This is a genomic window from Paraburkholderia franconis, assembly GCF_009362735.1.
GTDB classification, from domain to species: domain Bacteria; phylum Pseudomonadota; class Gammaproteobacteria; order Burkholderiales; family Burkholderiaceae; genus Paraburkholderia; species Paraburkholderia franconis.
The window spans coordinates 54,021-79,157 of record NZ_WHNP01000026.1 but is presented as its reverse complement, the minus strand read 5'-3'; the positions used below and the strand labels follow the sequence as shown (position 1 = coordinate 79,157).

At 58.4% G+C, this 25,137-nt stretch carries 18 protein-coding genes and 1 tRNA gene; 14 read left to right on the top strand and 5 right to left on the bottom strand.

All coding sequences use genetic code 11. The features are described from left to right. Nucleotides 1-10 precede the first annotated feature (10 nt). The 7 genes from GCT13_RS25500 (at nucleotide 11) to GCT13_RS25470 (ending at nucleotide 8,053) form a co-directional block, all read left to right on the top strand. Nucleotides 11-1,927, top strand: coding sequence for a Mu transposase C-terminal domain-containing protein (locus tag GCT13_RS25500; protein ID WP_152762827.1), 1,917 nt, complete (start codon nucleotides 11-13; stop codon nucleotides 1,925-1,927). Between the two features lie 12 nt (nucleotides 1,928-1,939). Beyond that, nucleotides 1,940-2,878, top strand: a complete 939-nt coding sequence (locus GCT13_RS25495) for a TniB family NTP-binding protein (RefSeq protein WP_152762825.1) — start codon at nucleotides 1,940-1,942, stop codon at nucleotides 2,876-2,878. A 1-nt stretch (nucleotide 2,879) separates the two neighbouring features. After that, nucleotides 2,880-4,385 (top strand): TniQ family protein, encoded by a 1,506-nt coding sequence (locus tag GCT13_RS25490; protein ID WP_193727758.1) that lies wholly within the window; start codon nucleotides 2,880-2,882, stop codon nucleotides 4,383-4,385. 658 nt (nucleotides 4,386-5,043) lie between these two features. After that, on the top strand, nucleotides 5,044-6,438 hold the full coding sequence (locus tag GCT13_RS25485) for a hypothetical protein (RefSeq protein ID WP_152762821.1): 1,395 nt from the start codon (nucleotides 5,044-5,046) through the stop codon (nucleotides 6,436-6,438). Nucleotide 6,439: 1 nt separating this feature from the next. After that, complete coding sequence (locus GCT13_RS51280) at nucleotides 6,440-6,697, top strand: TA system antitoxin ParD family protein (RefSeq protein ID WP_152762819.1); 258 nt, start codon at nucleotides 6,440-6,442, stop codon at nucleotides 6,695-6,697. A 1-nt stretch (nucleotide 6,698) separates the two neighbouring features. After that, entirely contained in the window at nucleotides 6,699-7,487 is a 789-nt protein-coding gene (locus tag GCT13_RS25475) for a type IV toxin-antitoxin system AbiEi family antitoxin domain-containing protein (RefSeq protein ID WP_152762816.1), read from the top strand. 65 nt (nucleotides 7,488-7,552) lie between these two features. Beyond that, complete coding sequence (locus tag GCT13_RS25470) at nucleotides 7,553-8,053, top strand: phospholipase D-like domain-containing protein (RefSeq protein WP_152762814.1); 501 nt, start codon at nucleotides 7,553-7,555, stop codon at nucleotides 8,051-8,053. A 59-nt stretch (nucleotides 8,054-8,112) separates the two neighbouring features. Here GCT13_RS25470 and GCT13_RS25465 read toward each other — a convergent pair whose 3' ends face one another. Both GCT13_RS25465 and GCT13_RS51275 read right to left on the bottom strand, forming a co-directional pair. Continuing rightward, the gene (locus tag GCT13_RS25465) at nucleotides 8,113-9,291 is read right to left on the bottom strand and encodes a hypothetical protein (protein ID WP_152762812.1); all 1,179 of its coding nucleotides are present in this window, start codon (nucleotides 9,289-9,291) and stop codon (nucleotides 8,113-8,115) included. Nucleotides 9,292-9,396: 105 nt separating this feature from the next. Then, entirely contained in the window at nucleotides 9,397-9,606 is a 210-nt protein-coding gene (locus GCT13_RS51275; protein WP_407670855.1) for a helix-turn-helix transcriptional regulator, read from the bottom strand. Nucleotides 9,607-10,380: 774 nt separating this feature from the next. Between GCT13_RS51275 and GCT13_RS25455 the strand changes: the two genes are divergently transcribed. Beyond that, on the top strand, nucleotides 10,381-11,496 hold the full coding sequence (locus GCT13_RS25455) for a tyrosine-type recombinase/integrase (protein WP_152762810.1): 1,116 nt from the start codon (nucleotides 10,381-10,383) through the stop codon (nucleotides 11,494-11,496). A 206-nt stretch (nucleotides 11,497-11,702) separates the two neighbouring features. Here GCT13_RS25455 and GCT13_RS25450 read toward each other — a convergent pair. Next, nucleotides 11,703-11,778 (bottom strand) — tRNA-Ala (locus GCT13_RS25450). 341 nt (nucleotides 11,779-12,119) lie between these two features. Between GCT13_RS25450 and GCT13_RS25445 the strand changes: the two genes are divergently transcribed. From GCT13_RS25445 to GCT13_RS25420, 6 genes are all read left to right on the top strand, one after another. After that, nucleotides 12,120-13,472, top strand: a complete 1,353-nt coding sequence (locus GCT13_RS25445; RefSeq protein ID WP_152762808.1) for a hypothetical protein — start codon at nucleotides 12,120-12,122, stop codon at nucleotides 13,470-13,472. Further along, entirely contained in the window at nucleotides 13,469-15,478 is a 2,010-nt protein-coding gene (locus GCT13_RS25440) for a phospholipase D-like domain-containing protein (protein WP_152762806.1), read from the top strand. The genes GCT13_RS25445 and GCT13_RS25440 overlap by 4 nt, the downstream gene beginning before the upstream one ends. Continuing rightward, on the top strand, nucleotides 15,475-18,102 hold the full coding sequence (locus GCT13_RS50925) for a helicase-related protein (protein ID WP_193727757.1): 2,628 nt from the start codon (nucleotides 15,475-15,477) through the stop codon (nucleotides 18,100-18,102). The genes GCT13_RS25440 and GCT13_RS50925 overlap by 4 nt, the downstream gene beginning before the upstream one ends. A gap of 128 nt (nucleotides 18,103-18,230) precedes the next feature. Further along, nucleotides 18,231-18,692 (top strand): hypothetical protein, encoded by a 462-nt coding sequence (locus GCT13_RS25430; protein ID WP_152762802.1) that lies wholly within the window; start codon nucleotides 18,231-18,233, stop codon nucleotides 18,690-18,692. Continuing rightward, nucleotides 18,689-20,131, top strand: coding sequence for an FAD-dependent oxidoreductase (locus tag GCT13_RS25425; protein ID WP_152762800.1), 1,443 nt, complete (start codon nucleotides 18,689-18,691; stop codon nucleotides 20,129-20,131). Before GCT13_RS25430 ends, GCT13_RS25425 begins: the two co-directional genes overlap by 4 nt. Before the next feature lie 452 nt (nucleotides 20,132-20,583). After that, nucleotides 20,584-22,536, top strand: a complete 1,953-nt coding sequence (locus GCT13_RS25420; protein ID WP_321574613.1) for a patatin-like phospholipase domain-containing protein — start codon at nucleotides 20,584-20,586, stop codon at nucleotides 22,534-22,536. Nucleotides 22,537-23,276: 740 nt separating this feature from the next. Here the strand turns inward: GCT13_RS25420 and GCT13_RS25415 are convergent. Further along, entirely contained in the window at nucleotides 23,277-24,251 is a 975-nt protein-coding gene (locus GCT13_RS25415) for a plasmid partitioning protein RepB C-terminal domain-containing protein (protein WP_152762799.1), read from the bottom strand. After that, complete coding sequence (locus tag GCT13_RS25410; protein ID WP_152762892.1) at nucleotides 24,248-25,117, bottom strand: plasmid partitioning protein RepB C-terminal domain-containing protein; 870 nt, start codon at nucleotides 25,115-25,117, stop codon at nucleotides 24,248-24,250. Before GCT13_RS25410 ends, GCT13_RS25415 begins: the two co-directional genes overlap by 4 nt. Nucleotides 25,118-25,137: the final 20 nt, after the last annotated feature.

The following is a 25,137-nucleotide window of genomic DNA, read 5'->3' as shown; positions in this document are numbered from 1 at the left end:
GGAGGAATCGATGAGCACTTTTCTGAAAGACCAGATCGTTTTTCGTGGCGATGCGAAGTTTCGGATCATCAGGTCCATCGAAGGCACTGTCCAGCTCGAAAACACTGCTACCGGCGAATACGTCAAGAGCACTAGCGACGAACTCTGCGAAGAGTACATGCGCGGGTATCTCCGCGTAGGCATCGGGAGGACATTTCGGGCGCCGTCAATCAGGGCGAGCATAGACGTTTCGCCAGACGCTGCGTGCGATCCAGGCAAGATTGATACTCGTCGTCGCGTCGAATATCTCGTTCGCCTGGAACGACTGAAGGCGTTTGGCGCGAATCACAAGGAGTTGCGCAGGCTGATACAGAGCGTCTCAATCGAGTTGAACGATCCGCGCCCACCGCACATCACGACGGTCTATCGCTGGCGCCGACGATACATCATCGCGCAAGCGGACATCCGATCACTCATTGCAAACGTCGACCGTCGTGGCGGACGCGGAAAATCGCGGCTGCTGGACACGGTCGAGGCACTTATTGAGGAGAAGATCGAGTCAGTCTATCTCGCCAGCAAGAGCTGTAATGCGGAGGACGTGTACGATGCCGTCTTCCTCGTCATCCAGCACGCGAATACGACACGCGTTGAATCCGAGTGGCTGCGAGTCCCCTCCTTTCGGACGATTCAAAGACGCATCAGCCAGATCAGCGCCTACGACCGTGCGGTCGCGAAATATGGTGAGCGGGAAGCCCAACGACGATTTGCCGATCAGAAGTACGCGCGCAAAGTCAGTCGTATCCTCGAACTGGTTGAGATTGACCATACGCCCATCGACTGCATGGTGGCCGATGAAAACGGCGTCGCAATTGGAAGGCCAATCATCACTGTTGTATTGGACAGGTTCTCGCGTTGCGTGCTGGGCTTTTCGCTTAGCCTGGCCGGCTATGGCACACACAGCGTCTTCGAGGCCGTCCGTCATGCGCTGATGCCGAAGACGTACCTTTCCGAACTTTTTCCCGACTTGCATCTAAGCTGGGATTGCTACGGATGGTTCGAGCGCATCCTCGCGGATAATGGTACAGAGTTTCACGCCGACGCGTTCAGAGACGCAATGATTAGTCTGGGCATAGTTCTCGAATTCGCCGCGTCCAGAGATCCGAATGACAAACCGCACGTCGAGCGCTTCCTGAAGACGCTCAACTACTCCCTCTTCCATAAACTGCCCGGGACAACTCTTGCAAAAATCCACCAGCGTGTTGGCTTTAAAGCGGAAGAGGATGCCTGTCTGACCTTCGGCCAGGTGAACGAGATCATTCACATATGGATCACCAGCTACTACCACCTTCGACCTCATCGCGGGCTCAACCGGCGCAGCCCAATTCAAGTCTGGAACGAGAGTGCGCAAGCCTTCCCCCCACAACTGAAACTTGATGCAGACGAGGTAGAGGTAGAACTGGGCGCACTGGCGGAGTCGGCCTTGCAACACTATGGCATTGACCTGAACACCTTCACCTATGTTTCGCCTGAGTTGCTGGGTCTTCGGCGTCTGCTACCACCGAAATCGCGAGTAACCGTCAAGTACCCGCTTCACGACGCCGGTCACATCCATGTATGGGACCCCATCGCCAATACATACATACGCGCCGACAACAAAGAGGACGATTACGTCGGTCTCACAGTTGAGCAGGCGAAATTGGCAAAGAAAGCCATCGAGGATGAGTATCGCAGGACGCGCGCGAACGCGAAGGAGGTAATCCGGCAGAAGGCAAAAGAAGCCATGGCCTCGAAGGAACTCAAGAAGCGCAAGCGTGGAGCACGGACAGCAGACACTGCGTCTCGAAACATCAATAAGCCAATGAAGCAACGCGACGTTTCGGTGCCGCGAAGCGTTGTGGTCGGGAATGAAAACGATGACGTTCAAGACTTCAATATCGATGTCCTTTAACCAGGAGACGAAATGAAAGGAAACAGCGATGTTTCGGTCATTGTAGCGGCCATCCGTCGATGCTTCGTGAATTTCCCGCACGTCGAATCAACCGTCGCTGCCTTGGATCGACTGTACTCGTACGAGTGCGAGCACGAGGAGCCCGCGCACCTCTTCATCATCGGTGAGTCGGGCGTAGGTAAATCAACCTTGTTAAATCGATACGAGAAGTCCCATCCGAGGATCATTCACGAGGATTACACCGAAATCCCCATTCTTTTAGTCAGGCTGGACGAAGCACCGACGCCGAAGACGCTCGCCGGAATTTTGCTGAAGGCCATGGAATCGCCGTTCTGGAACAAAGGGGACGCTGTGGAGCGCAAGGTGCAGCTCCTATCCCTGCTACGTGCGTGCAAGGTTCGCCTCGTTATCCTCGATGAGGCGAACCATCTGGTGGACCGAGGAGGCGAAAAGACGCGTCATAACGCTGCGGACTGGCTTAAAACCGTCGCAGATGCGGCGGGTATCTCCTTTGTGTTAGCTGGCATTCCTCGCACGATTCGTCTGCTCGAGACGAACGACCAGTTGCGCGGTCGATTCCGCGAGGTGATCTCAATCGACCGCTTTTCGGTAGCTGACCAGGAGGCGGAGAAGCGCTTCAGAGGTGTCCTTAAAAGCTTTCAACGGTTGTTCTGCAACCTTGATTCGATCGACCTCTCGAGCCGCGAACTCACGCGTGCATTCGCCTTCGCAACGGACGGGCGTCTGCGGGAGATACGCTCGCTTCTTGTCAGATCGGTGGAGCTGGCATTCGCGCTGCCGAGCCCACGGCTCACGATGAGCATACTTTCACAAGCTTTTCGCAGCGCTATTTATGCGGATGCACCGCCAGACCGGAATCCGTTCGAAGCCGCGTTTAAGGCGGTTCCGCTCACCATTGTCGGCGAACCGTTCGCGCCGGTGGAGCGTTAGCATGCAATCTCATAACGCATCGCTGCCGGTGCGTCCACGGCGTCGACCGGACGAATGGACGGAATCATACTTGGGCCGTGTTGCCCGCGCTATGGGCGTCAAACGTCCATGGCGGAACGATCTCGATGTACTTCGCAGATTACTTTTCCCCGATCCACCGTCCGCGGCGGAGGGTGTTCCTCAGTACGGGCACTTGCCTTCGCCTGGTTGGGCAGTCGCCGGACGCGCCGCGAAGGTCCGCTATTGCCCGGCCTGTATGGCGGAAGCGAAATACATCCGCGCTCGCTGGCGCATGCCATACATGGAGGTATGCACAGTTCATCACATCCGGCTTAAAGACGACCTTGTCGAACCAGCGTTCACGGGCAATTACGCGCGTCCGGGACGATACGTCATCTGCGATGCGACAGTCGAGCAACTATGGGAGGGAGCCGTATGCCCGATTTACGACGAACTCGACCATGTGATGGAGCTTTGGCGTCCCTTCGAGAAGGCTGTGGTGGCAGGTGACGAAGAAAGAGCGGCTGAACACCTCGGGTGGACGCTGCTCGTTGAGCGGTTGCTCGATGCTCTCGCAACATCGATCAGAGGCATAGATTATCCGCCGAAGGACATTGCTCGCTTGGCCCATCGAGCCAGTTGGTCGAAGAAGTTCGGCTTGAGTGCGACTCCGACGAAGGAGGCCGTTGTTGCCATGCTTGACGGACTTCGCTTGCCAGCACATCGACGGGCGGCACTGAGGTTCCTTGCATATCAGATAAAGGAAGAATCGCGGAGACGAACGTGTCTTTCTTCACTGCCGCTCCAGACGTTGCATGACAGGCTCATGGCGGCCCATCCGGAAAGCCTTCGGATCCGCGGGTTCGGCGCGTTGCCCAAGCCCGCGCATCCTGCGGGGCATTTGAGCCTCGAAGCGGCGGAGGCAACGATTGGCTGTCCGCCGGGTATGCTGTACGAGTTGGTGAGAAAGGGCGCGTTCTCAAACGTTCAGTGCATCGAACATGGCCGCAAGCGGTACAAATTCATCCGCTACGACGAGGTGCTCGCATGTCGCCGATGGTTCAGCTCCTTGATGTCAATCGACGAAATCCTTGCGCACTTTGGTATTGATCGTGTCGGCTATTGGTTCCTCCTGCGTATGGGCATTCTCCGACCGCAGAATATCGCCTGCAGGGCTTGGTTCCATCGGTGCGACGCGCAAGCGTTTCTCGCGAAGCTCGAGGATGTGTCGTGCGCTATCTCCGATCAAAGCGCTCATCTATTTCCGTTGTCCCACCTTTGGGCGAATCGTCGCGGGTGCTCGGATGGAGCATTCAAAGATGCGTTCGTTGACCTCGTGAGTGGCCGACGACGGCTGTATAAGAAGCTCGGCGAGCCGGGACTTTCGGCGTTCTTCCTTGATGCCGAGACTTTGGAGGGCGTTCGTCGTGCCAGCGCTGCGTATAAGGCGCGGGCGCTGCGGGCGCTTATTGTGGATCGTCAGCTCACGCTGGAGTTGCCGGGATGACAATTGAGTTGGCTCTTCCTTGCCTCAATCACTCAAGCCTGCTCAGACTCTGCCAGTGTTGCCTATTGGACCGCAGTCTGGGCAGGCGAGCTTCTCTTCGTATGCTAATGCGATGGAACGCTTTCGAATTGATACACGCTCCGCTCACCTCGCCATCGGCGTCAAAGGCTGCGACTTCCAGCGGAACAAAACGAAGCGCACTTACCGCTCACGCTACCGCGGATGTTGGCCGATATGCGGCGGACAAGATCGAAGCGACGAGCACTGGGGATAAATCATGCCGAAATCAAACGTCGATGACGCCTGGCGTCGCGCTGGCAGCGACCTGTTCGAGGGAGGGCTGCTTGTTCGCCCGCGAGTGAATCCAGACGAGGCGTACCACGGCTACCGGCTTCGCGTGGCCCACGCCAACGGGCTCGTGAGACCAGCGTGGCTGCAGTCACGTGACGTCGCGAGATCCAGGCGCAATAGTTCAGGCAAGGCTCGACGGTGTCAGCTCTGCCTTGCAGGTGCCGACGCCTACTGGAAGGAAAGCTGGGACTCGGGAGCGGGGGCATGTTGGGAACATGGGTGCTGGTTGACGGACACATGCGCTCGCTGTGGCCGCGCTACGACCTGGAAGCGCTTGCGCTTTCTGACGTGCGCGTGCGGTGCGCTCTTGTCAGAAGCTGAAACGCAGTACCTATCGGCGCAAGTCGTTCAATTGGCCGCGGGAGAAGCCGGTCCCGATGAATGGCTGAGTCCGCTAGATGCGAATCAGCGATGGCGCCTTGCTGGCTTCGTTGGGGCGTTGGAAACGTACGGTCTTCGCGGGAAGCCACTCAAGAAAGCCTCTTCATCCTCTGTCGAAGTCGAACGGCGGGTTATGACTGCTGGCGCTTCGCTATTGATGGAGGGTGTCGCAGCGGGACACCGACTTCTTGCCGCAATTCGTGCTCCGACTCACGCCGACGGAAATCTACAGTTATTGTCTCAGGCCTTTCCGCAGCTATTGGTCATGGCAAGGAAGCAACTTTCTCCCGTCGAACGTCAGTGGATATTTGACCTCGTTGCCTCTTATGCTCATCAGACAATCGACAGTGACACGCCTGTCATCTGGGAACGGAAGTTCGATCGCAAGACGCCCTCACCGTCTAAACGAATGGCGAAGACAAAGGCTCGCTCTCGGCGCATGATCGCGATGTTGTCTCGCGCTGGCATCACTCCACGGGTGCGGACCACGCGGTCCGGTCGGACCAAAGTTATCGTCGGGGAATCGCAGTTGATCGGTCTGAAGGGGCTGCGAGACGATTCCTTGTCTTTCAAGGCCACCGTCAGACAATACGGCCTTTCCACGAACCGTTTGCGCTCCCTGGCGGAAGCCGGCATTCTGGCGTTGGACCGTGGTCGTGTTCGTCGCAGTTCCATCGACCTATTACAGAAGGGGACCGGGAAACATGCAATACCTTGTCCTGACGGTGCCGAAATCGACTTAATATCTGTCACGGAAGCTCTCAGATATCGGGTGCCTGTTTCTCGAACAACGGAGTTTTTCGACGCAGTATGCGAGGGTCGCCTGCCAGTCTTCACGAGGATGAACGGTGACGTTGTTCATATCAAAACGCTACATCTAAATTCGTCAGCCCTGCAAGCTTTCATGGGGAACGTCGAAGCCGAGGAAGGCGAGGCGGTATCCATACCCGAGGCGGCCAAGGTGCTTCGTCTGAAGCAGGAAGTCATGTATCACCTGGTCAAGGTAGGGCTTGTTCGGACGGTCGTCGCTCGACTGGGCCGCAGGTCGGCGAAAGTAATCCAACAGTCAGAAATCTTGCGCTTCACAGAGGAGATTGAACCCCTAGTGCAGGCGGCGTCGCGCGCCGGAGTCGGCACACGTGAGGCGGTTCGGTGGGCGCGGGCGAACGGTATCGACCTGATTTCCGGTCCGTCGATCGACAACGGCCGCCAATATTTCGTTAGGTGTGTCCCCCCGAATGGTGAACCGGCACGCCGGGGCCGCGGGAAACTGATGAAAGTGGACCATCCGGCAGCAAGCGAACTACAAGGCGAGGACTGAAATGACACTGACCATAACGATCGCCTTGCTAGGTGCCGTTTTCATCGGTGGCGGCGTTTGGCTGGCAAGTCGCCCGGTCGCAGACCGACCCGTTCATTTGTCGCGAGAGCTCCTCGCGGCAGCGAAAGAAGTTGCGGCGAACGAGCACCGGACGGTCGAACAACAAATCGAACTCTGGGCGTGGAAGGGTAGAGCCGCGCGATCAGCCGACATCGAAGCGGACCGAGACGTAGACCTTGGGCCAACCGGGAAAGACTAACATGCAACCTAAGCCAAGGAGACACCGCGCCGATATCAACTACCCTATAAAGAGCGGCTGCAGACAATGCTTGGTAGGAACCGCTTCGGTAGCGGATGTCGTGCAGCACCTTCTAAGGGCGGCACCTAAAGGCCGACCGATGGACGCAGCGGCTTTGCGGACCTTTGGGTTAAGCATCAAAACTGCGAACCAGCTTGTCGACGGCGGATGGATGGTCCGGTTATCAAGGGGCGCGTATCTCATGACGGGCGACGCTGCGACTCGGGACGGAGTTATATCGTTCCTCGGTCGCCGCATTCACGGACTTCATGTCGGCGGCCAGACCGCGCTGGCATGGTATGGCGTGCGGCACTACATCGCTTACCGGGAGAGAGTGGTTCTCTGGGGAACGAGGCGGTACGTGATCCCGGGATGGGTCTCCGATACGATGCTCTATTCGTACCAGACGACGCGGTTATTCGATGCTGATATGGATTACATGTTCCAACTCAAACCTATGCCCAATAGCGACCCGAGCGTTCTCGTTTCGACGCCAGAAAGAGCACTGTTGGAACTCGTCAGTGAAATCGGCAAAGGTCTCACCTATGAACATGCTGCGAACCTTACAGAGGGGCTCCGAAACATGAGACTCGACGTGCTCAAGCTTCTGCTGTCACATTGCAGGCAGATCAAAACGATTGATCTGGTGCGTCGTCTGAGCCAAGGAACTGGGTATGCGTGGGCATCCGAATTGCCAGAACTGGCGCGACATCTCATCGCCATGAGAAGATCGATCTCCAGCGACAGTTAGTTAAGGCAACTCCGACCGGCATCGCTTTGACGGGTTCAAAAATCGCTCATTAGAAACACAAAAATATGGCCGACATCGACCTCGTATACAACACCGACGCCGAACCACGACATCTGGAGGCGATCACGCAATCAATTCTGTCCGCCAACAGGATCGTCATATGCTCGGGCTGGCTGAAAATGGGCGGTCTCCAGTGTCTGCTTCCCCAGCTTCAAACCGCGCTTTCGAACGGGGCTGAAATTGCTATTTACGTCAACGACAAGACTTCGAAGGATTCCAAAGCTCGCAAGACCCTTAAGGCAATGAACCTTCGCTTTGTTGTCGTCGACACTTGCTATATGCATTCAAAACTTTACTACTTTGAAACGTGCGATCGGTTCACTGCGTTTGTCGGATCAGCCAACATAACGCACGGCGCGATGACAACGAATGAAGAACTATCTGTAAAGATCACTGGTCTGATCGGTGAGCCTATCCAGAAGGAACTGCAGACTTATCTCGATCACTTATCGGAGCGATCGAAAGTCGGCATGTCTGCTGCCATCCGGTTTGCCATACGTCGCTGATGCGCAATATTTCCATTGGCCAGGAAGTGTTCAATCCTACCGTGTGCGCCGCAACTTATTCACTCGTTTGCCCTGCCATTTGCCGACGGAGCTAACGGGTCGAGCTGCTCGGCGACCGCTAATGCCCAGCGAGCCCAGGCTTCGCGGTCTCCGTCGAAGGCGCGCCCTTGGATCGCAAGGGGAAAAGCCACAACTTTCCCAACGTACTCGCGGATCTGTTGCGCTTGCTGGTAAGCATTAACTTGTGCGAGCAGCCGCCCGACCCGGTCGCGTTCGGCTTGTGCCCGCTCTTCGCATTCACGTGCTTCGGCAGCTTCGCGCGCCTGCCGGGCTCTTTCGAGGCGCTCTTCAAAATCGTGTTTGTCCCATTCATGGGCAAACTGGCGCGCCTTCCGATACTGTCGTTCTCCAGTCAGCACAAGAGCCACAGCAATGTCACGTAGTTGGTTTTCGATCCTCCCGGTGTCACCGTCGCTCCAGAACAATCGCTCTTCGGCTTCGTCGTGTTTCCAGCGCCCAACACGCACTTCGATCGCCATCGGCTCGCCGCGTCTTCCGGCAATTCGACCTTTACGAGGTCTCAGCGCCTCCAGTGCGTCAACCTTCAATTCGACATGCTGACAGCCTACTTGCACGAGAAGCTCCCGCGCTTCCCGTCCGCGGACAGTAGCGTACACGTCGAGCGTTGCGAGCAACGTGAACAGATTGCTCAAAAATGTGAGTCGCCGCTGCTCAAAGCTGCTTTCGAAGCATGGCTTATCCCAGCTATAACCCGATTTCATCCTGGCTTCGCGGCGTGCGTCGTCTTCGCGTAGGAGGCGAGCAATGAGCGGATGAGGATTGTCGAGCGCGCGTATGTAACGGAATTTCGACGGGAGCGCTTGTCGGATGCGCACCTCGACTTCGTCGAGTGTTTCGTCATAGATCGGTGGCTCAGGGGGCGTATCTTCCAGCTTCGCGCAGTCATCGACACTGTTGGCCCGATACGCATGGGGCGCCCCGACTCCAATATTGACGCGATGTGACGCGCCGGGTCCGCGAGGCGGCAGCGGCGGACGTGTCACGCGTCGGCCGGCATGCAGTTTCGCCCAATAGCCTCGCGGTGGCAACGGGATGTCGCCGCGCCTACAGGCCTTTGCCAACCCGACGTCGGATACCTTCAACGATTTCGCGAGCGTCGAGATTGGCACAGTCCACACCAACTCGTAAAGTTGCTGGCGCGTGAACGAGTAACCCATGATCACCCCTTGATCCATGGTCAAAACAACGATGCACCAAGATGCAGACCGAGCCGGCTCCGACAGCGCCAACTGCGTGCCGCGTTTATGGAAATCGTACTTGACCTAGAAGGCTCCGGTATTCGCCACGTAGTCGGCAGGCGAGACCAAAAACGCGTCAATATCAGCGACACGCCATCCCACTGAACGGGCGCCGAGGCGCACGGGCGGTGGGAAGGTTCCGGCCTTGATACGCTGATAGATGGTTGATCGTGACAAGCCCGTTTCACTTTCGACCTCAGCTCGACGTATGATCGCGTTAGACGCACGTCGAATCGGCTCCGGCCTGATTTCTGTAGTCGCAGCGGGTCGTGGCGCGGCTTGCGGGAGATCGGTTGGCGCATGTGTCCGGCGACTGGCTGTCAAACCAAGCTCAATCAGCATCGTTGCAAGTTGATCCCCGGCTGCACGCCATCGCGCGTATGCTTCGCAATAGCAAACCAGAGATTCGCCACCAACGGAATCCAGCACACCTGCATCGGACAACTGTCTGGCTACGGCTGGCCAATTTGCTAGTGCCGATAGGGACAGACGTGCCAAAATCCCTGCCTCGGCGGCATACGACTTGATTTTTCGATGTGCACCTCGAAGATGCGCAGCTTCGCGCCCTGTTTGTCCGGATAGTTGGTTCTCTTGACGCATACCGACCTCCTTCGGTTTTCCGTGAATAGAAGAAGTGTAGGTATGCCAAACTGAGTGTGCATCGGGCATTTTTTGAGTGGCACACTGGAGTAGAGTCGGGAAGAGACGAACGGAAATGCAAGATGAGGCACGGCTACGGCCGGGTCGAAGGGCGTACCCCGTGATAAGCCAACCCGGTCTCCGTCAGGCAAAACATTTTGTCTCCTGTTTGCAGGCAAGCTATGTTACGACACGGTCGTCGCGAGTATGAATATCCGCCCCAGTCGCATTCATCGAGAAGTGACCGGTGTATCTGGGGTCATCACCTCTCGACTTTCGCGTTGCGAGAATCAGAATCAAAACCTGCGAAGGGGGCTTTATTGCAAAAATTGAGACCCGCAACACGCGACAACCCTTCCCTTCAACACGATGGCGACAATTACGCAACGAGGACCTTCTCAGTGGCGCGTCCAAGTGCGGCGACGCGGCCACCCGGCGCAAAGCAAAACGTTTGATACGAAGGCGGAAGCGGAAGCCTGGGCCGGGATGATCGAATCGGAAATGGCTTGGGGCGTGTGGGTGAGCCGAGGTCGGGCGAAGGCTGCCACCCTCCTCGAGGCTCTGCGACGCTATGAGACTGAAATATCCCGAGAAAAGAGAGGCTGGGTCCAAGAGGCATCCATCCTCAAAGTCTGGATGGCGCTACCACTGGCCAAGCGACCGATCGCGTCGATTCGTAGCGTTGAGGTAGCAAAGCTGAGAGACGAATGGCTGGGAGACTACAAGGCGGCGACTGTGCTGCGGCGACTGGCGGTCTTGTCGCACGTTTTCAGTGTGGCACGTAAGGAATGGGGAATCGAAAGTCTTTCTAACCCCGTGGAATTGTTGCGCAAGCCCGAGCCGGACAACACCCGTGAGCGACGCCTGATTGGAGGCTCGGCTCACAAGGCGACTGAAGAGGACCGCGATGCCGCTAGGGGCACGTGCGACAGTGAACTTGAGCGGGTCGTAACAGCCAGCGAATCCGCACTGTTGCCGTCCATTGTCTGGCTGGCGGTCGAAACCGCCATGCGTCGCGGCGAAATCGTGTCGTTACGATGGGAGTATGTGGACCTGCAGCACAGGGTATTGCATCTACCAGGGACAAAAGGCGGCACGGCCCGCGACGTACCGCTTTCTTCCCGTGCAATCGCCGTACTCCAATCGTTGAAAGACACCGCTAGCGCTGCGAAGGCCGACGCCGTAGCGGACTGGACCGGCCCCATCTTTGACATGCGGAGCGACGCCGTAACCCGGGCATTCGAACGGGCCGTAGCCAGAGCGCGGAAACGTTACGAAGAGGAGTGCTGGGAGGCAAAAGGGACGCCAGACACAAGGTTTCTTGTTGATCTTCGTTTTCAGGACCTGCGCCATGAGGCGGTCTCACGGCTGGCGTCACAATTCTCGCTGCATGAGTTGACGACAATTACGGGCCATAAGGACCCGCGTATGCTGATGCGCTACTACCACTCAAGCGCCGAGGCCCTTGCGAAGAGGCTTCCGTAACGTCCAGGGGTTTCGTCTTGATTGGCGCATCCACTGGTATGACAGGCCCGGGACGCCGACGATTGCAGCGTCCCGCATGGCGGGCAACACGGTCTCGTAGCGCGTAGGACTGAAGCGGCGGGCGTGGTAGCCGCCGCGTGCCACTTCAAATGCAAAACAGCGCACCACATTCGAAACGTAGTGCGCTGTTTTTAAAGACAATTTCTTGGTGGAGCGGAGGAGGATCGAACTCCCGACCTTCGCATTGCGAACGCGACGCTCTCCCAGCTGAGCTACCGCCCCACTGCGAAACGATTCTAGCACAAGCCGTTTTTAACTTGCGAACAGCGGGGGCACTCTGATTCGCGCGAGGTAAATCTCTCACAAGGCTTCAGATTCACACCGGCAAGCCGATAAAACGCTCGGACTGCCTAGTGTGCACCGTCTCGATTGGCGCATGTGAGCGTGCTATACCGGCCGGACGCCGCAATTTCGTGTGTGATTCGGGTGCGCTCGCGTCGGGAGGTCGTGCCGCGACGCGCTACTTTGCCGTCGCTTCGCGGGCACCGGTTCGAATGCGGCAAACCTGAGAGCCCGCGACGGCGGGAAACATCGAAAAGAAAAGAACATCGGGGAAATCAGTCATGACCTTGAGTTGGGGGCTACTCGGCCCGGGCGAACTGGCAGCCGAAAGGCGTGTAAGAACGCTTGGTGTTTCCGCATCCGTGCGGCATTTCAATGAGCTGGCCGTGCCGGGTTTGGGCGGAGTGTGGTTCGGCAAGCAGGTAATGCTCGCCACTCTCGGCGTGATGGTCGCGCAGGGCGCACGCGAGTATCAGCGTCAGGTCAACAACATCGAGACGGCAAATGCGATCGAGGCGCTTGCGTGCTGGCTCGGATTCGAAAGGAGCCGCTGGCAGGCGGTGCCGCGCCTGCGCGGTGTGAATAAGATGCGCGGCGTGACTAAGGAAAAGCTGACGTTCCGCCGCCTTCGCGAGCAAAAATTCTATGTGACGCAGCCGATGCGCATGTCGACCGTTGAGGCGCTGCCCGCGCTCGGTCTCGTCGATGCCAACGGCACGCGTTTCAACACCTTCGCGTGCTCAGAGGCGGGACAGGCCTTCATCGAGGCGGCGTGCGCTCACGCGCGTCCGAAGAACCGCACAGTGGCCGATCACCTGATCGGCTGGACCGGTGACGGGAGTTCGATCGGCTCTCTTGACACGCTGGGCATTGCCCTCATGCCGACCCTGCCGTTACCTGAACGCGCGCGCGCATTGCTGACCGAGCGCCTCAGGAGTCGCGGCCGCAACGAGTCCGCCAACATACAGAAGCGCCGTTGCGAAGCGCTCGATTGGGTCGAGGCGATTCGCCTCAGACCTTCGGTATTGATCGGCTGGGACGATCGGCCGTACGAGATCGAGAGCGACGCGCATTGGAATGACCTGCGCGCCGGCGCGTTCTTCACGCTTGCCCGCGATGCCGCGATTGACGTGCTCGACGCGCTTGAAGCGCAAATCGGCAAGAACGAGAAGAGCGGCAACGGCAAGGCCCTGTCGCTACGCGACGTTCTTCCCGGCGGAATCCGCCCCAAGCTGGACGCGCTGCGCGGCGCCGCGCAACGCTTCCATGACGAAAAGCGCACCGAATCCGAGGCGAACCATTTTTGCGACGACTGCCTCTTGCCTGACGACAAACGCCTCTTACGCGAACTCGTTAAACGCGATGGTCGGGTGCTCCGGTTGCGTGGCGACGACGTTGTGCCCGGCTCGGCTTATCAGGGCCGGGAGCAGCGCGAAGCCGGACCGGCGCGCAATGAAGGCGACGGCGAATCCGCTGCGCCGGACACGTCGATCGATTGGCCGGTCGGCCTTTCGTTCCGAGTTCGAAACCTGTTCCTGCTCAACGCCGACCTGCACGGTGATCTTGAACGCTGGTTGAATAGGGAGAATGCCGTCACGCCCATGAGCGAAAGCGAGTTGGAGGAAGCCGTATGAGAGGCGACGAGAAACTTCACCCACCGTCGCTTGCACAATGGTTCGCGGGTCCGGAAGAGGCTTGGGTAGGCCGCTTCGGCTGGCTGTGCGGCTATTCCGCGGACGCCGATTTTCTCGATCTCGCCGCCGAACTCTTCACGCGTCAGACCGCGCCGCAGCGCGCGCATGCGGGCGGCATCGCGCTTGGCGTGATGCTCGATCCCGGCAATCCCGCCATTTCGATGTTGGAAGCGCCTGGCGTTGCGCATCTGCCGATCCGTGCCGACATAGAAAAGAGATTTGCATTGCTGCATGCGAAGGTCGCGCTGCTTGGCTTTCGTCATTGTGACCGCGCGGGCGAGTGGATGGTGCGGCTCATCGTTTCGACGGGCAACTGGACGCGGCAGACCGTCGAAGAAAGCCTGGATCTCGCGTGGTGCGTCGACGTATATTCGCACGACTTGCGCGAAGCCCATTCGCCCGACGCGGAAACGCTGCATCGTTGCGCGGACATCCAAGCGGCGCGCGGCATGCTCGAACGTCTTTCCCTGCTGTTCGACACGCGTCTGCTGGACGCCGCTGCGCCCGTACGAGAGCGCGACACGGGACTCGCCATCGACGACGTATCGGCGTGGATCGCGCAGTGCGTCAAACACGCGCCGAGCGGCGTCGCGCGGTTTGTTCATAGTGAGGATGAGTCGCTGCTTGACCAGTTGCCCGAACGGATCGCACAGGCGGGCATCGACGTGGCAAGCAATCGCCTAGCAATGGGCTCGGGCTTTTACGAAAGCGCCGCGCAGTCGAACGCCGTGCCCACGACGCTCTCCGCGATCGTCGCCCGACTGAAGACCAAGAAACTGCTATCCACGAATCCGGCGGTGGACGTGTTCGTCAATCCGCTCGCGTGCCAAGCCGTCGCACAAAGCGCCAAAGCGATGAACAAGGCCAACATGACGATCCGTGCGGCAGCGCAGCCGGCTACGATTTTCGGCGACGGACGGGCCCGCGCGCTGCACGCGAAATTCTTGCTCGGCTACAGAGCACGCAACGATTCGCCCTATTGCCTGAGCGCGTGGGTCTATCTCGGCTCAGGCAATCTGACCGGGCCGGGCTTCCAGCGCGCCGCGCGGCAAGGCGGCAATCTCGAAGCGGGCGTCGTGTTCTCCACGTCCGATTTGATCTGGTCGCGCGAGCGGGAATTTGAGCCACATCATTTTGTGGAGAACGTGCTGCCGGTGCATAGGCGGGACACCCTTGAACCCGACGCGCTGACCGTGGGCGGCGACATGCCCGAGCGCGAGGACGCTTATCTTGCAGCCCCGGTGGCCTGGCTCGCGTGGCATCCGACAAGCGACGACAGCGGCGAACTCGCCGTCAGCGACGACGCTCGAGGATCGTTCGAGGTTATAGGCGTGTCGGGCGAAGCCTGCGCGCGCAAGAGCGGCGCAAACATATTCCTCTGGCACGGGCCGCGACCGCGCGTCGTCACCGTGCGCTGGCAGGCGGGCGATCGCGTTGGGATCGCGGACATACCGGTAGTCGACGAGTTCGGCCGTGTCGCGGCTGCGGCGCTGCCTGCGCTCGAATTGGAGGACGCGTGGTGGCACCTCGCCAGCTTCCCCCAGCCGCCCGGCGATGACGTTGATGGTGGCGACACCGACATCGACGGCTCGCCGAACCCGGCGCCGCCGAGTGGCGAGCATTTACACGCGCGCTATGCAGTACGCGAAATGATGAACTTCATCGAGCGACTGGCCGAACGGCAGACGGCCGTCGCTGAAACGGACTGGAGCGCGTGGTGCTGCCGCCTCGAACAGACGCTCGCGCTGCTCTCCGACAGCGACGGCGTGCGCGCGTTCCGCGAGATGCAACTCAATCCGCTCGCGGCGTTGCGCGTTGAATCGTTTCGGCCGACATATGCCGAATGCGGTGCGACGCCGCATGGCCAAACGTACGAAGCGTTACTCGATCGCATCGGCGATAGATGGCAGATGGCGCGTGCAGAACCAATCGGGGAGGCATCGTGAAGCAGCAATTCAAAGGCTGGGCGGCGGTAGCGGTCGGGCTTGGGGACATCGCGCGCGAGAGCCGTAGCTCGTCCTGGCTTGACGATGGGCAATGCGCGAGCCTCGCGCGTATCGCCGAACAGGTCGCGCAGAATGGGCTGCTGGTTGCCGATGAGGTAGGCATGGGCAAGACCCGCATCGCGGCGGCCTTGGCGAGCGCGGTGATTCGTGCGGGCGGTCGGGTCGCGATTCTGGTGCCGCCCGCGTTACCGTATCAGTGGAAAGCAGAACTCGATGAGGCCGGCATCGCCGACGTTCCCTTGTTGCGCAGCCTGCGGCAGTATATGGACGCGTGGTTCCCGGCCAGCGACCGACCGGAACGCCCGTGGTTTGACCACGACGCGATCGTGATCTCCCACGCGTTCGCCAACTGGCGCTTCGGCGGCAGCAGCGACACGTGGCGTTGGGCGCTCATGCCCGAGTTGTACGCGCAATGGCATCTGCACACGAACAAGCGCCTCCCTTATGGCTACTCCGCCGACGGCGAAAAGCGCGCGCAGCGCGCACGGCAGGCGACCGTGGCGAAGTACATCGCACAGGCCATGTACTCGCCGCCGCGCGCCGTGCCGCGCCGCCTTGCTGATGCGTTGTTCGGCACCATCACCGATTGGCGGCGCTCCTGCCACGCCGACGCCTATCGCAGCGACGGGCCGATGCGCGGCGCGCTCGAAGGCTCGATCGGCCTCGGCCTCGGCGTCTTCGACCTGATCATTCTCGACGAAGCGCACAAGAGTCGCGGCGAACAGTCGGTGCTGTCATCGCTGTTCGGGCGCGTCATCCAGCGCAATACGAACGCGCGCTGCCTCGCTCTAAGCGCGACGCCCGTCGAATTGAGCGTGCAGGACTGGAAATCTACGCTCGCGCGCCTAGAAGTGGCGTCTTCCGAGATCGACGCGCGCATCGATGAATACGCGCGCGCGGTCGAGCGTGTGCGTGAAACGCCAATGGATCGGCCCACGCGTGATGTGTACAAACATGCTGCGCGAGCGTTCCAGGAAGCGCTCGCGCCGTATCTGCTCAGGCGTGACAAACGCGAGGATCGACATGTAAGCGACTTCGAACGGTACACGGGTGAGCCGCATCATGCCTATCGCGCGATCCAAGAAATTTTCGTGGAGACGGCTAAGCTTTCGCTGCCATGGCGTCGCGCGGTATGCGCAGCGGAATCACTGTCGCTCACCACGCGGCGCGCCGAGGACGCGGGCGCCAACCGGTTGTATCTGACCTTTGCGAACGGGCACGGCATCGCGGGTTGGCTTCGGCAGACCGAGCAGGATGAGACCGTAGATGAGGCGACACCGCCACCGACTGACGACGGCGCCGATCCGCCCGATGTGGTTACCGACAAACGCAAGCAACGCGCCGCTTGGTGGAAAGGCGTGCTTGGCGCGGCGTTCCGCGATGATGACTCACATCCCCTTTTCGATCACCCGGCGATTCTGGAGGCCGTCAAGGAGATCGAGCAGGTGTGCGACCGCGGCGAGAAAGTGCTCGTGTTCGGGCGTTTCACCGCGCCGCTGCGCGCGCTGACCGAATTGCTGAATGCACGCTCGATGCTTAAGAGCCTTGACGCGGGCCGTCCGTGGCCGCAGGCCACACTGTCGGATAGCGAATGGACCGCGGTGCAAGCGGCTCACCGGCAACTCAGACGTACCGACGATCTTGCCTATGAGACGTTCAAGATCCGCCTCGCCGATCAATACCGGCAAATCGAAAATCAGCGGCGTTCGTTCCGCACGCGGCTCATCAAACAATTGGGCGAAGGTCTCGGCGCTGTACCAAAGCACGCGCTCGCCCTGCGTCTCTTCGATGCTTTCCAGCGCTCCGTGACCGCTGCTGAAGAGAGCGACGAAGCCTCGCCGCTCGCGCAGGTCGCGCGCACGTTGCAAGAGTTACTGAACGCGGCGGACGCGCCCGTGGAGCCCGCGGCGATCGCGGGCGCGTTCGTCGAGTTCGTGGATGCGTCGGTGGATCGCGGCGAGCATATTGACGACACAGACGCTGACGAACAGGACGCGATGCCACTGTGGCAGCGCATCTCGAGCGAACTCAGGGCGCCCCAGGGCGGCTTCGCGCGCCTGATGAACGGCGACACCGCGCAGCGCACGCGCCGTTTGCTGCAACTAGCGTTCAACCGCGATCACAGTTTTCCAAGGGTGCTGGTCGCTCAATCGATGGTCGGGCGCGAGGGGCTCAATCTACACAAAGCTTGCAAGACGGTCGTGCTGCTGCATCACGAATGGAATCCAGGCGTGGTTGAGCAGCAAATCGGGCGTGTCGACCGCATCGGGAGTCTGTGGCAGAAGTCGCTCGACAAGGCCGTCGCCGAGGCGACCAGCGCAGAAGACACGCCGCGCATCATCGTGCGGCCGGTGATCTTCACGGGCACCTACGACGAGTGGAACTGGTACGTGCTACGAACGCGCTGGGACGATCTGCGTGCACAACTGCACGGTGTAGTGATCTCACCTCGCATGGCGCAGGAAGCAGGTATTCCGCAGTTGGTCGTCGACGAGATCAACGAGGCCGCGCCGAACTTCCGGCCGGCGGGACTATTTGGACCCTTCATTGAACACAGCGCGTAAGAATGGGACCTTCATCGTTGAAGCCGACCGCGGCGTCGAACCTGAGCAAGCCCGACTGCGGTGCCGCGAATTGCGCGAGCGCCGCCGCGTGAGATAACAAGAAAACTGAACATTCTTCGAGACTAGACATGTCCAGAGAGCAGCAGATCGTTGAAATAATCCGGCAGCTTCACGCCAACGGATCGACTGAGTTCACGATCCACCAGATCAGGGACGCCCATTCCCGGCACTCCGAAGACTGGACGCCGCTTCCGAAACGTTGGGAGCCGCTCGTTGGCGCCGTGCTGCGAACGCTTGAATCCACTGCGACGGTGAGAGGAGATGGCGCTGGCCGCTACAAGTTGATACACCCGATCGAGCCGAGATCCGACCTCGCGCGCCCTTCACTTCTCGATGCTGCGTCGGACGACGAGCCACAACTGCTGCCGCCGGGCAACCGGCCGCCAGATGTGCCACCGGGAGGCACCGACAGTGGTGGTGGGGACGGCGAGGGCGCCGGATATCGCGAAGTGCTGTCGCATCCTTTGTTATTCTCGTCCATGCCCGACGATTTCGATCGCCTGCTCGCTCGTATCGGAGGCCGCTCGTGACGAAGCGAACCAATGGACTTGCGCTGCTGGCGCACAAGTGCGCCGCAAGGACGTTCGACCTCTCGACGGGCGTTGTCCATGCCAGCATGCGCGATCAGATCGTGCGCGCTCAATTGCTGATACGCGACTTGAAAGAAAACGATCCGACATGCAATCGCGTCCTGATCGTTGGCGGCGGAGTCGGCGGGGTTTCAGCAGCCACGATGGCGTGCGAACTCGATATGGATGTCGTGCTCGTTGACAGCCAGAACAAGCCGTTCAGCCTGCAGGCTGGCGTGACGAGCCGATTTGTCGGGCCGTTCATGTATGAATGGCCGGAGCTTGGGCACGACTGCCAAGACTATCCGCCGCCGGGTGCGCTAGGTCAGCCGTCCGATGCGACGCCGAAATGGACGGCTGCGCATCCGATTCCGGCAGCCAAATTCGCGGAAAATTTGGACGACTGGTTGGTCGCGCATCGGTTTTTGCCGGGGACGGCACGCTTCTATTTTGGTGTCGTACCTGCGGAAGTGGAAGCTTACGTGCGTGCGTTCGTCGCGTACCATGGTACGGAGACGGTCGCGGGTGTGCCGCCAAGTCCCGAGTATGTGCTTCCCAAAGGGTGCCTTGATCACCAAGGGAAGCCCGCACATGGGGGAACGTCATTCCGCCCGGACTACATTGTGCTCGCGGCGGGAATGGGAGATGAGCGTGTCGCACTTCCTGGCTTTCCGCGCATCAGGGGGAAGTCCTTCTGGGACAATGACGAGCTGAAGTTGGACAAAACTCGCCACGCCAACTCCTGCGTTTTTGGTGGTGGCGATGGCGCGCTGCAGGACGTCCTGCGTCTTCTGACGAAGCACGACCATCCGCTTCAGCTGATCCGCGATTTGAGGCTGGATACGGCGGTTGCAGAAGCGATTGATCGTTGGGCGCCCAGTCTCGAAGCGCTCGAACGGCAGAGTCGGCTTGTGACCACCTGGTCTGGAACGGGAAGCTTCGAGGATATCGATACGCGGTGCCAATTGGTTGCAGCGGCGCTCGCCGGGGAGGCCGTTGTGCGGGAGGCCGTACGGCGACAACTACGCGAGGGTCGAGGTGAAGTCCATCATGTCATGCGGGAGCGGTGTTTTGGCAAGGCATACCTGCTGAACCGGTTTGTGGTACACCTGATCGAACAATGCCAGAAGCTCGGGGCATACAGGCGCGTACTTACCTACCGCGTACATCGGGAAGCGAGCATCACAGACGCCAGGCCGACCGTTCGTGATCGGAAACGCGGGTTCTTCATTTCCCTCGAGGACGACCCGAAGCATTATTTCTTCCGCTGGATCGCAGTCCGCTATGGCGCCGACTCCGACACCGTACCGCAGTCGAAGATGGTCAAGTTGAACCCAAAAACCCGCGCCGACCGTACGAGTATGGCGGCTATTCCGCTGCCACTCATGGTTCCGGATTAACGGAGCAATCAGCAAGGTTCGGGCCCAATAACAGCGGAGTGGCATCCTCGAATCGGATTAGCAAGGTAGCGTGAACGGTTACGGAGCGTCCGATCGAGTCAGAATCGGACGGGCCGGTACAAGAGGCGCTAGCTATTTGCGTCAACCTCATCACCACACTGAAATCGCAAAAAGGGTGCCCTTCGAATCCGGAGTTGCGTTTCATGGTTTCGCATACATTTGCTCGCGCGTTACGCTCATGTGTCGGCCCATTGCAGCGGCTAGCTTACGGATGGTGTACTTGCGGGTACGTTCTGTACTCCCATAGACCGCTCGAAGTCCCCATCACGGGTGATACACTCGATCGGCGCGTAGCGGGCAGTGAAAGAGGTGAGCGCATTGCCCGCCCAAATAGAAAGCAAGTTAGACGTGGCTTTACAAAGGCACAGACCATGATTTCGGGGCGCAGATAAGTGACTGAAAAAAAAACGAATACAGCAACGTTTGATGAAATTTTGGTTGAGGAGAAGAAGCACTATCTCGCGCGGCGCATAGAATTGGGTGTAGATTCCAAGGCCGACAGTAGGATTGGTCTCGCTCTTTCTGGCGGCGGGATACGTTCCGCTTGCTTCTGCTTAGGCGTTATCTCGGCCATGTTTACGCAAGGACGCTGGAACGAAGTTGATTACGTTTCCAGCGTTTCCGGCGGGGGTTACACAGCAGCAGCTCTCGCACGACGCATGAAAGGCAACGTACGTCTGAACGAACGGATGATCAGTGAGTGTCTCGAAAGAATGAAGACTCGAGGCGGCTTCCTGTCCAGTTGGTTGCTACCGGTAATTCCGTTTCTGCTCACGTTTGCATTCTCAGTCGCCCTCCCGATCACGGCGTTTCTATTTGTGGCAGCGACGTTGGCAGTAGCCGCACTACAACACTTATGGCTGCCAGCAATTGCTTTTGGAGCTGGCACTTTCATTCTTCTTGTGTGCAGCTTCGTCTGTTATTTTAGAAAGAGCGATAAATTTGCAAGTTTTCTAGATCTTACGATCACCTATTTCGTATTTTCAGCTCTGTTCCTCATAGCCCGCTCTTTTGGATTTTCGTCGTCAAATGCCCTATGGCTCTATGCTTCGATCTCGGCCGGACTGATTTTCGTCGCTCTTGCCTTGTTATGCGCCACGCCTGACAAACCCCACATCAGGCGGCGTCAGAGGTTGATCAAGCCCGCCGTATTGCCAGTGGCCATGCTCTCGGTGACGCTGTGTCTGCTCGCTGGACGGGGTCGCATCGAGGGGTTCGGCCGGTGGTTAGGGCTCGAAAACGTGTCGATTTTGACTATCCTCATTGCGTTGGGTTGCGCGCTGATCGTATGGGTAAGCCCAAACGCGCTGAACGGCGCGCTGCTTTACTACCGATTCAGCTTGCGATTTACATTTAAACCATCATGGGAAAAGCTTTTCGGGTTGAAGTTACGGGATACCGCGTCAACAAAGACATTCCCAATACATATCATCAACTGCTTTGCGCAATTTTCGCGCGTAAATGGCCGATCAAGAGATGTATTGAAGAAGAGATTTGAAGGTGCGCCAGTTGATCCAATCAATGAAATGAAGCGTCGAGGCGGGGTAAACTTCGCTTGCACGCCTCACTTTTGTGGATCGCGAGCGACAGATTATCTTGCAACTTCCCGATGGGAATCGCGAGGAACGTTCACGTCCAGCGCGCAAGACCGATTCTGGACGCTTGTCGCAGCATCGGCCGCTGCGGTGGACACACATCCAACGCGAATGTCACCACTGAAGCGTATGACGCTTGCGTTCTTGAATATTGGCTTGGGCGTATGGGTTCGCAATCCTGCCGTAACCGCGAAGCTTGCGACATCGTGGCCGAGCTTTACGTGCAATATCAGAAATTTCCTCGAAGTGAATGCTCCGTCGGACGCGTGGATTCGGTTAAGCGACGGCGGTCACTTCGAAAATCTTGGTTTGTATGAACTTGTGGCACGCAAATGCACACGAATCATTGTTGTCGACGCAGGCTATGATCCCAATTACGAGTACTTTGACCTCGCGATCGCAGCGCGCCGCTGCTTCGAGGACTTCGGCGCTAATATCAATCTAGATATCAAACGAGGTCAACCGACTGTGGTGACACGCGGAAAGATAGAATACGGGAAAGGAAGCAAGGCGATACCGGCAGAGCTCATCTATATCAAGCTGTCGGCACTCGAATCGCACTCTTTGCCTCTGCGTTTGCGCGCGGCATACGATGCCGGTTTCCCTCATGAGCCGACGGTCAACCAGTTTGTCGATGACGATTTCGTCCAAGCCTATTTCTCGTTGGGGAAAGAAAGTGGCGAGAAAGCATTCAGGCGCGATGTTGCTGACAGGGGAACGTCAGACGTGGCATCGTCAGTCGCCGCATAGTGCATGCAATGTTTCAGCTACCGATGCGGTTGCATCCATCGGATGTGCTGTAATGGGCGCAGCAGATGCACCTAGACTTCCCTGAGTCCGCTCGAGCTGGCCAAAGTCCGCAACCGGACGGCGCTCCGGCATTCACGACGCCCGAGCGCTGTGCTCCCGTATCCACCGTACAGGGCCATCCAAATGGGGCTGCGAAGGCAGGAGGCCGACAGGACGGCGATGTTCGTGGTCCACGGGTTCATCTTTGCAATGAGGGCCCCGACTACGTCGCAGAGGAGGCAGAAGGCCGATGCGCACAGTTTGACGGGAGATGACGCAGTCAGTTTTGCGATGCGTCCAGCATTTCGCCTTGCGTTCCGCTCGCGCTGCAATCGCGCGATTACTATCGCGATACGTCGGATGCCTGGTCGTGTGGTCGTTCCGGCGATGTCTGCAACTTTCGCGGAGTGTCAGTCGTTTCAATCTCGGTGCCGTTAGCCCGAGCGCGCTCCCCGTCGCACCAATCTCGCGTCCTGCGGGTTCGCAAATTCACAACGTCACTAAGAAGCAACCCTGTCCTAATCTTCGGCTCGGCTTGTTTGAGAACAAGGGGGCGATCAGTTATTTTGTGGCCGAGCGTTCAACCGCCCACTAAAAGCCTGCCAGCTGTTGGTCTTAACCGAAAGCTGCGCGAAGAGAAGAAAATCACTGTAGGAACACAGCGAGCGAGGCACCAGTGGTATCGAATACGGGGGCGCTGTTCATTTGGGAGACGCAGAGTCACCGCTTGCTCGTTCGCGCGCTCTCTTCGGCGCTGCTACTAAATTGCTAGCTGCACTGGCGATCCCGAACTGCTGTTGCTCTAGGGAAATCGTTGCCACAATCGCTTCGAATTCCGAAAACAGATCAGGATGGTGCCGTCGCAGGTATTGACAGGCAGATTCGTTTTCCAGCAGTTTCGCAAGATACCCTTTAGCGAGCACGAGGTTCAGTACATCCTGCCCGTATGTCTGCTCCACGAGCTTATACTGTTCCTGAAGGTTGCCCATCTCGTTTTCCATCTTGAGCATTTGCTCCGACGTGATGCCGCTGACCTTGGCCGGCTTCTTGCCGGCAATCAAGGAGTTGACCGGTGTTGCCACCAGCAGAGCTTCGGCATACCGTACCGTCACATTATTTGCAGCGACCATCAGCTCGACGCATTCGACTTGCCGTGTCGGCTTCATTTTTCGAAGAACCCTGGACAGCTCTGCGGAGAACTGTCTGTCGCCAAGTAGCTCTGCAGCCTCATCGCAGATACCTTCGAGCAGTGTCATCTTTTTGATGATTGAGGTGACATTAACGGCAAGTGCCTTCGCAATGCGGTCCGGAGAAACGCCGCCTTCGACCATTCTCCGGATCATGAAGTGTTCCTGGATTGTCGGAAGCCTGTTGAGGCGATTATTGTATGTATAGCTTTCGTCGTCCGTGGCGATCAGACACACGGCCTCTGGGAACTGCAGCTCCTGCATTGCAAGCAGCCGAATGTGTCCGTCAAGCAGTACATGTTGCCCAGTAGACTTGTCTTCCGGTGTTACTGACAATGGTTCGATAACGCCGATCTCCTCGATAGACGCCTTTATCTGCTTGAATTTCGCTGATCCTAGGACAGTCGCTGGCAGCTTCCGGGAGGGGAGTATGTCGTCAATGCCCACCAAGAGCGGTTCGGGAATGAACCCCAGCGTGACACCAGTCATACGGTACTCCCACCAGGCCATACGCGCTCGGATAGATATTTCGGCAAGGTGGCGAGGCCTTCCGCTCGAAGGAGATTAACGAAGTTTTCATCTACGAACAGTTGTCTAAGCGCACCTATTACAAGCATTAAACGTTGTTGCGCGAACTCTGATTTTCTAACCATAGCCTTTTGACGGGCAACTTCGGTTTGGTAGGCGCGAACGAGACTGGAGGTCGTGATGTCCGTCGCCTTCTTGGACATGATCCGGTTGGATGATCTTCCAAGAGTTTTTCTTCGTTCAATAATCCGCCGAGCGGTCATCAAGTTCTTGCCACGCAATTTTCCTGATTCATATGCTTCCTGCAGCACGGCCTGAACTGCGGAGTCGCTGTCGCCGGCCCCCGCGATCATGAGCGCCGCAGTGAGCGGGATGCGACCGGATTCGACTGCAATTACCAGCCGTTCCTCACCTTCGTTGAGCAGCTTTAGAATTCCGTACACGTACTCCTGTTTAAGGCCTGTTTTTTCTGCGATGAGCTTTGCGCCATACCCTCGAACCTGAAGCTGCCGGATGCCTTCCAGCAATTCGAGCGGACGATAGCAACGTCGCGCAACATTCTCAGCGAGGCTCATGATGAATGCATCTTCATCAGTGACGTCCACAACGAGGGCGGGAATCGTTGTTTCGCCAAGCATCTGGTAGGCCTTCAATCGGCCCTCTCCACAGACGAGTAGATACTTCTGCACGCCATCAGCGGTAAGCCGAGGCGTAACCTTGATCGGCTTCTTCAGGCCGATAAGCTGGATGTTGTTGACGATCTCGGCAAACACCTTCGCGTCGCGCTCCCGCGGATTGATGACCTCGATTTGCTCGAGCGGGATCATCTGGACACAACCAGCGTTAT

What these genes read in the sequence shown, in the direction of transcription:
- GCT13_RS25500 (WP_152762827.1), top strand. Translation starts at nt 11, where the DNA reads ATGAGCACTTTTCTGAAAGACCAGATCGTTTTTCGTGGCGATGCGAAG.
- GCT13_RS25495 (WP_152762825.1), top strand. Translation starts at nt 1,940, where the DNA reads ATGAAAGGAAACAGCGATGTTTCGGTCATTGTAGCGGCCATCCGTCGA.
- GCT13_RS25490 (WP_193727758.1), top strand. Translation starts at nt 2,880, where the DNA reads ATGCAATCTCATAACGCATCGCTGCCGGTGCGTCCACGGCGTCGACCG.
- GCT13_RS51280 (WP_152762819.1), top strand. Translation starts at nt 6,440, where the DNA reads ATGACACTGACCATAACGATCGCCTTGCTAGGTGCCGTTTTCATCGGT.
- GCT13_RS25475 (WP_152762816.1), top strand. Translation starts at nt 6,699, where the DNA reads ATGCAACCTAAGCCAAGGAGACACCGCGCCGATATCAACTACCCTATA.
- GCT13_RS25470 (WP_152762814.1), top strand. Translation starts at nt 7,553, where the DNA reads ATGGCCGACATCGACCTCGTATACAACACCGACGCCGAACCACGACAT.
- GCT13_RS25465 (WP_152762812.1), bottom strand. Translation starts at nt 9,291, where the DNA reads ATGGGTTACTCGTTCACGCGCCAGCAACTTTACGAGTTGGTGTGGACT.
- GCT13_RS25455 (WP_152762810.1), top strand. Translation starts at nt 10,381, where the DNA reads ATGGCGACAATTACGCAACGAGGACCTTCTCAGTGGCGCGTCCAAGTG.
- GCT13_RS25445 (WP_152762808.1), top strand. Translation starts at nt 12,120, where the DNA reads ATGACCTTGAGTTGGGGGCTACTCGGCCCGGGCGAACTGGCAGCCGAA.
- GCT13_RS25440 (WP_152762806.1), top strand. Translation starts at nt 13,469, where the DNA reads ATGAGAGGCGACGAGAAACTTCACCCACCGTCGCTTGCACAATGGTTC.
- GCT13_RS25430 (WP_152762802.1), top strand. Translation starts at nt 18,231, where the DNA reads ATGTCCAGAGAGCAGCAGATCGTTGAAATAATCCGGCAGCTTCACGCC.
- GCT13_RS25415 (WP_152762799.1), bottom strand. Translation starts at nt 24,251, where the DNA reads ATGACTGGTGTCACGCTGGGGTTCATTCCCGAACCGCTCTTGGTGGGC.
- GCT13_RS25410 (WP_152762892.1), bottom strand. Translation starts at nt 25,117, where the DNA reads ATGATCCCGCTCGAGCAAATCGAGGTCATCAATCCGCGGGAGCGCGAC.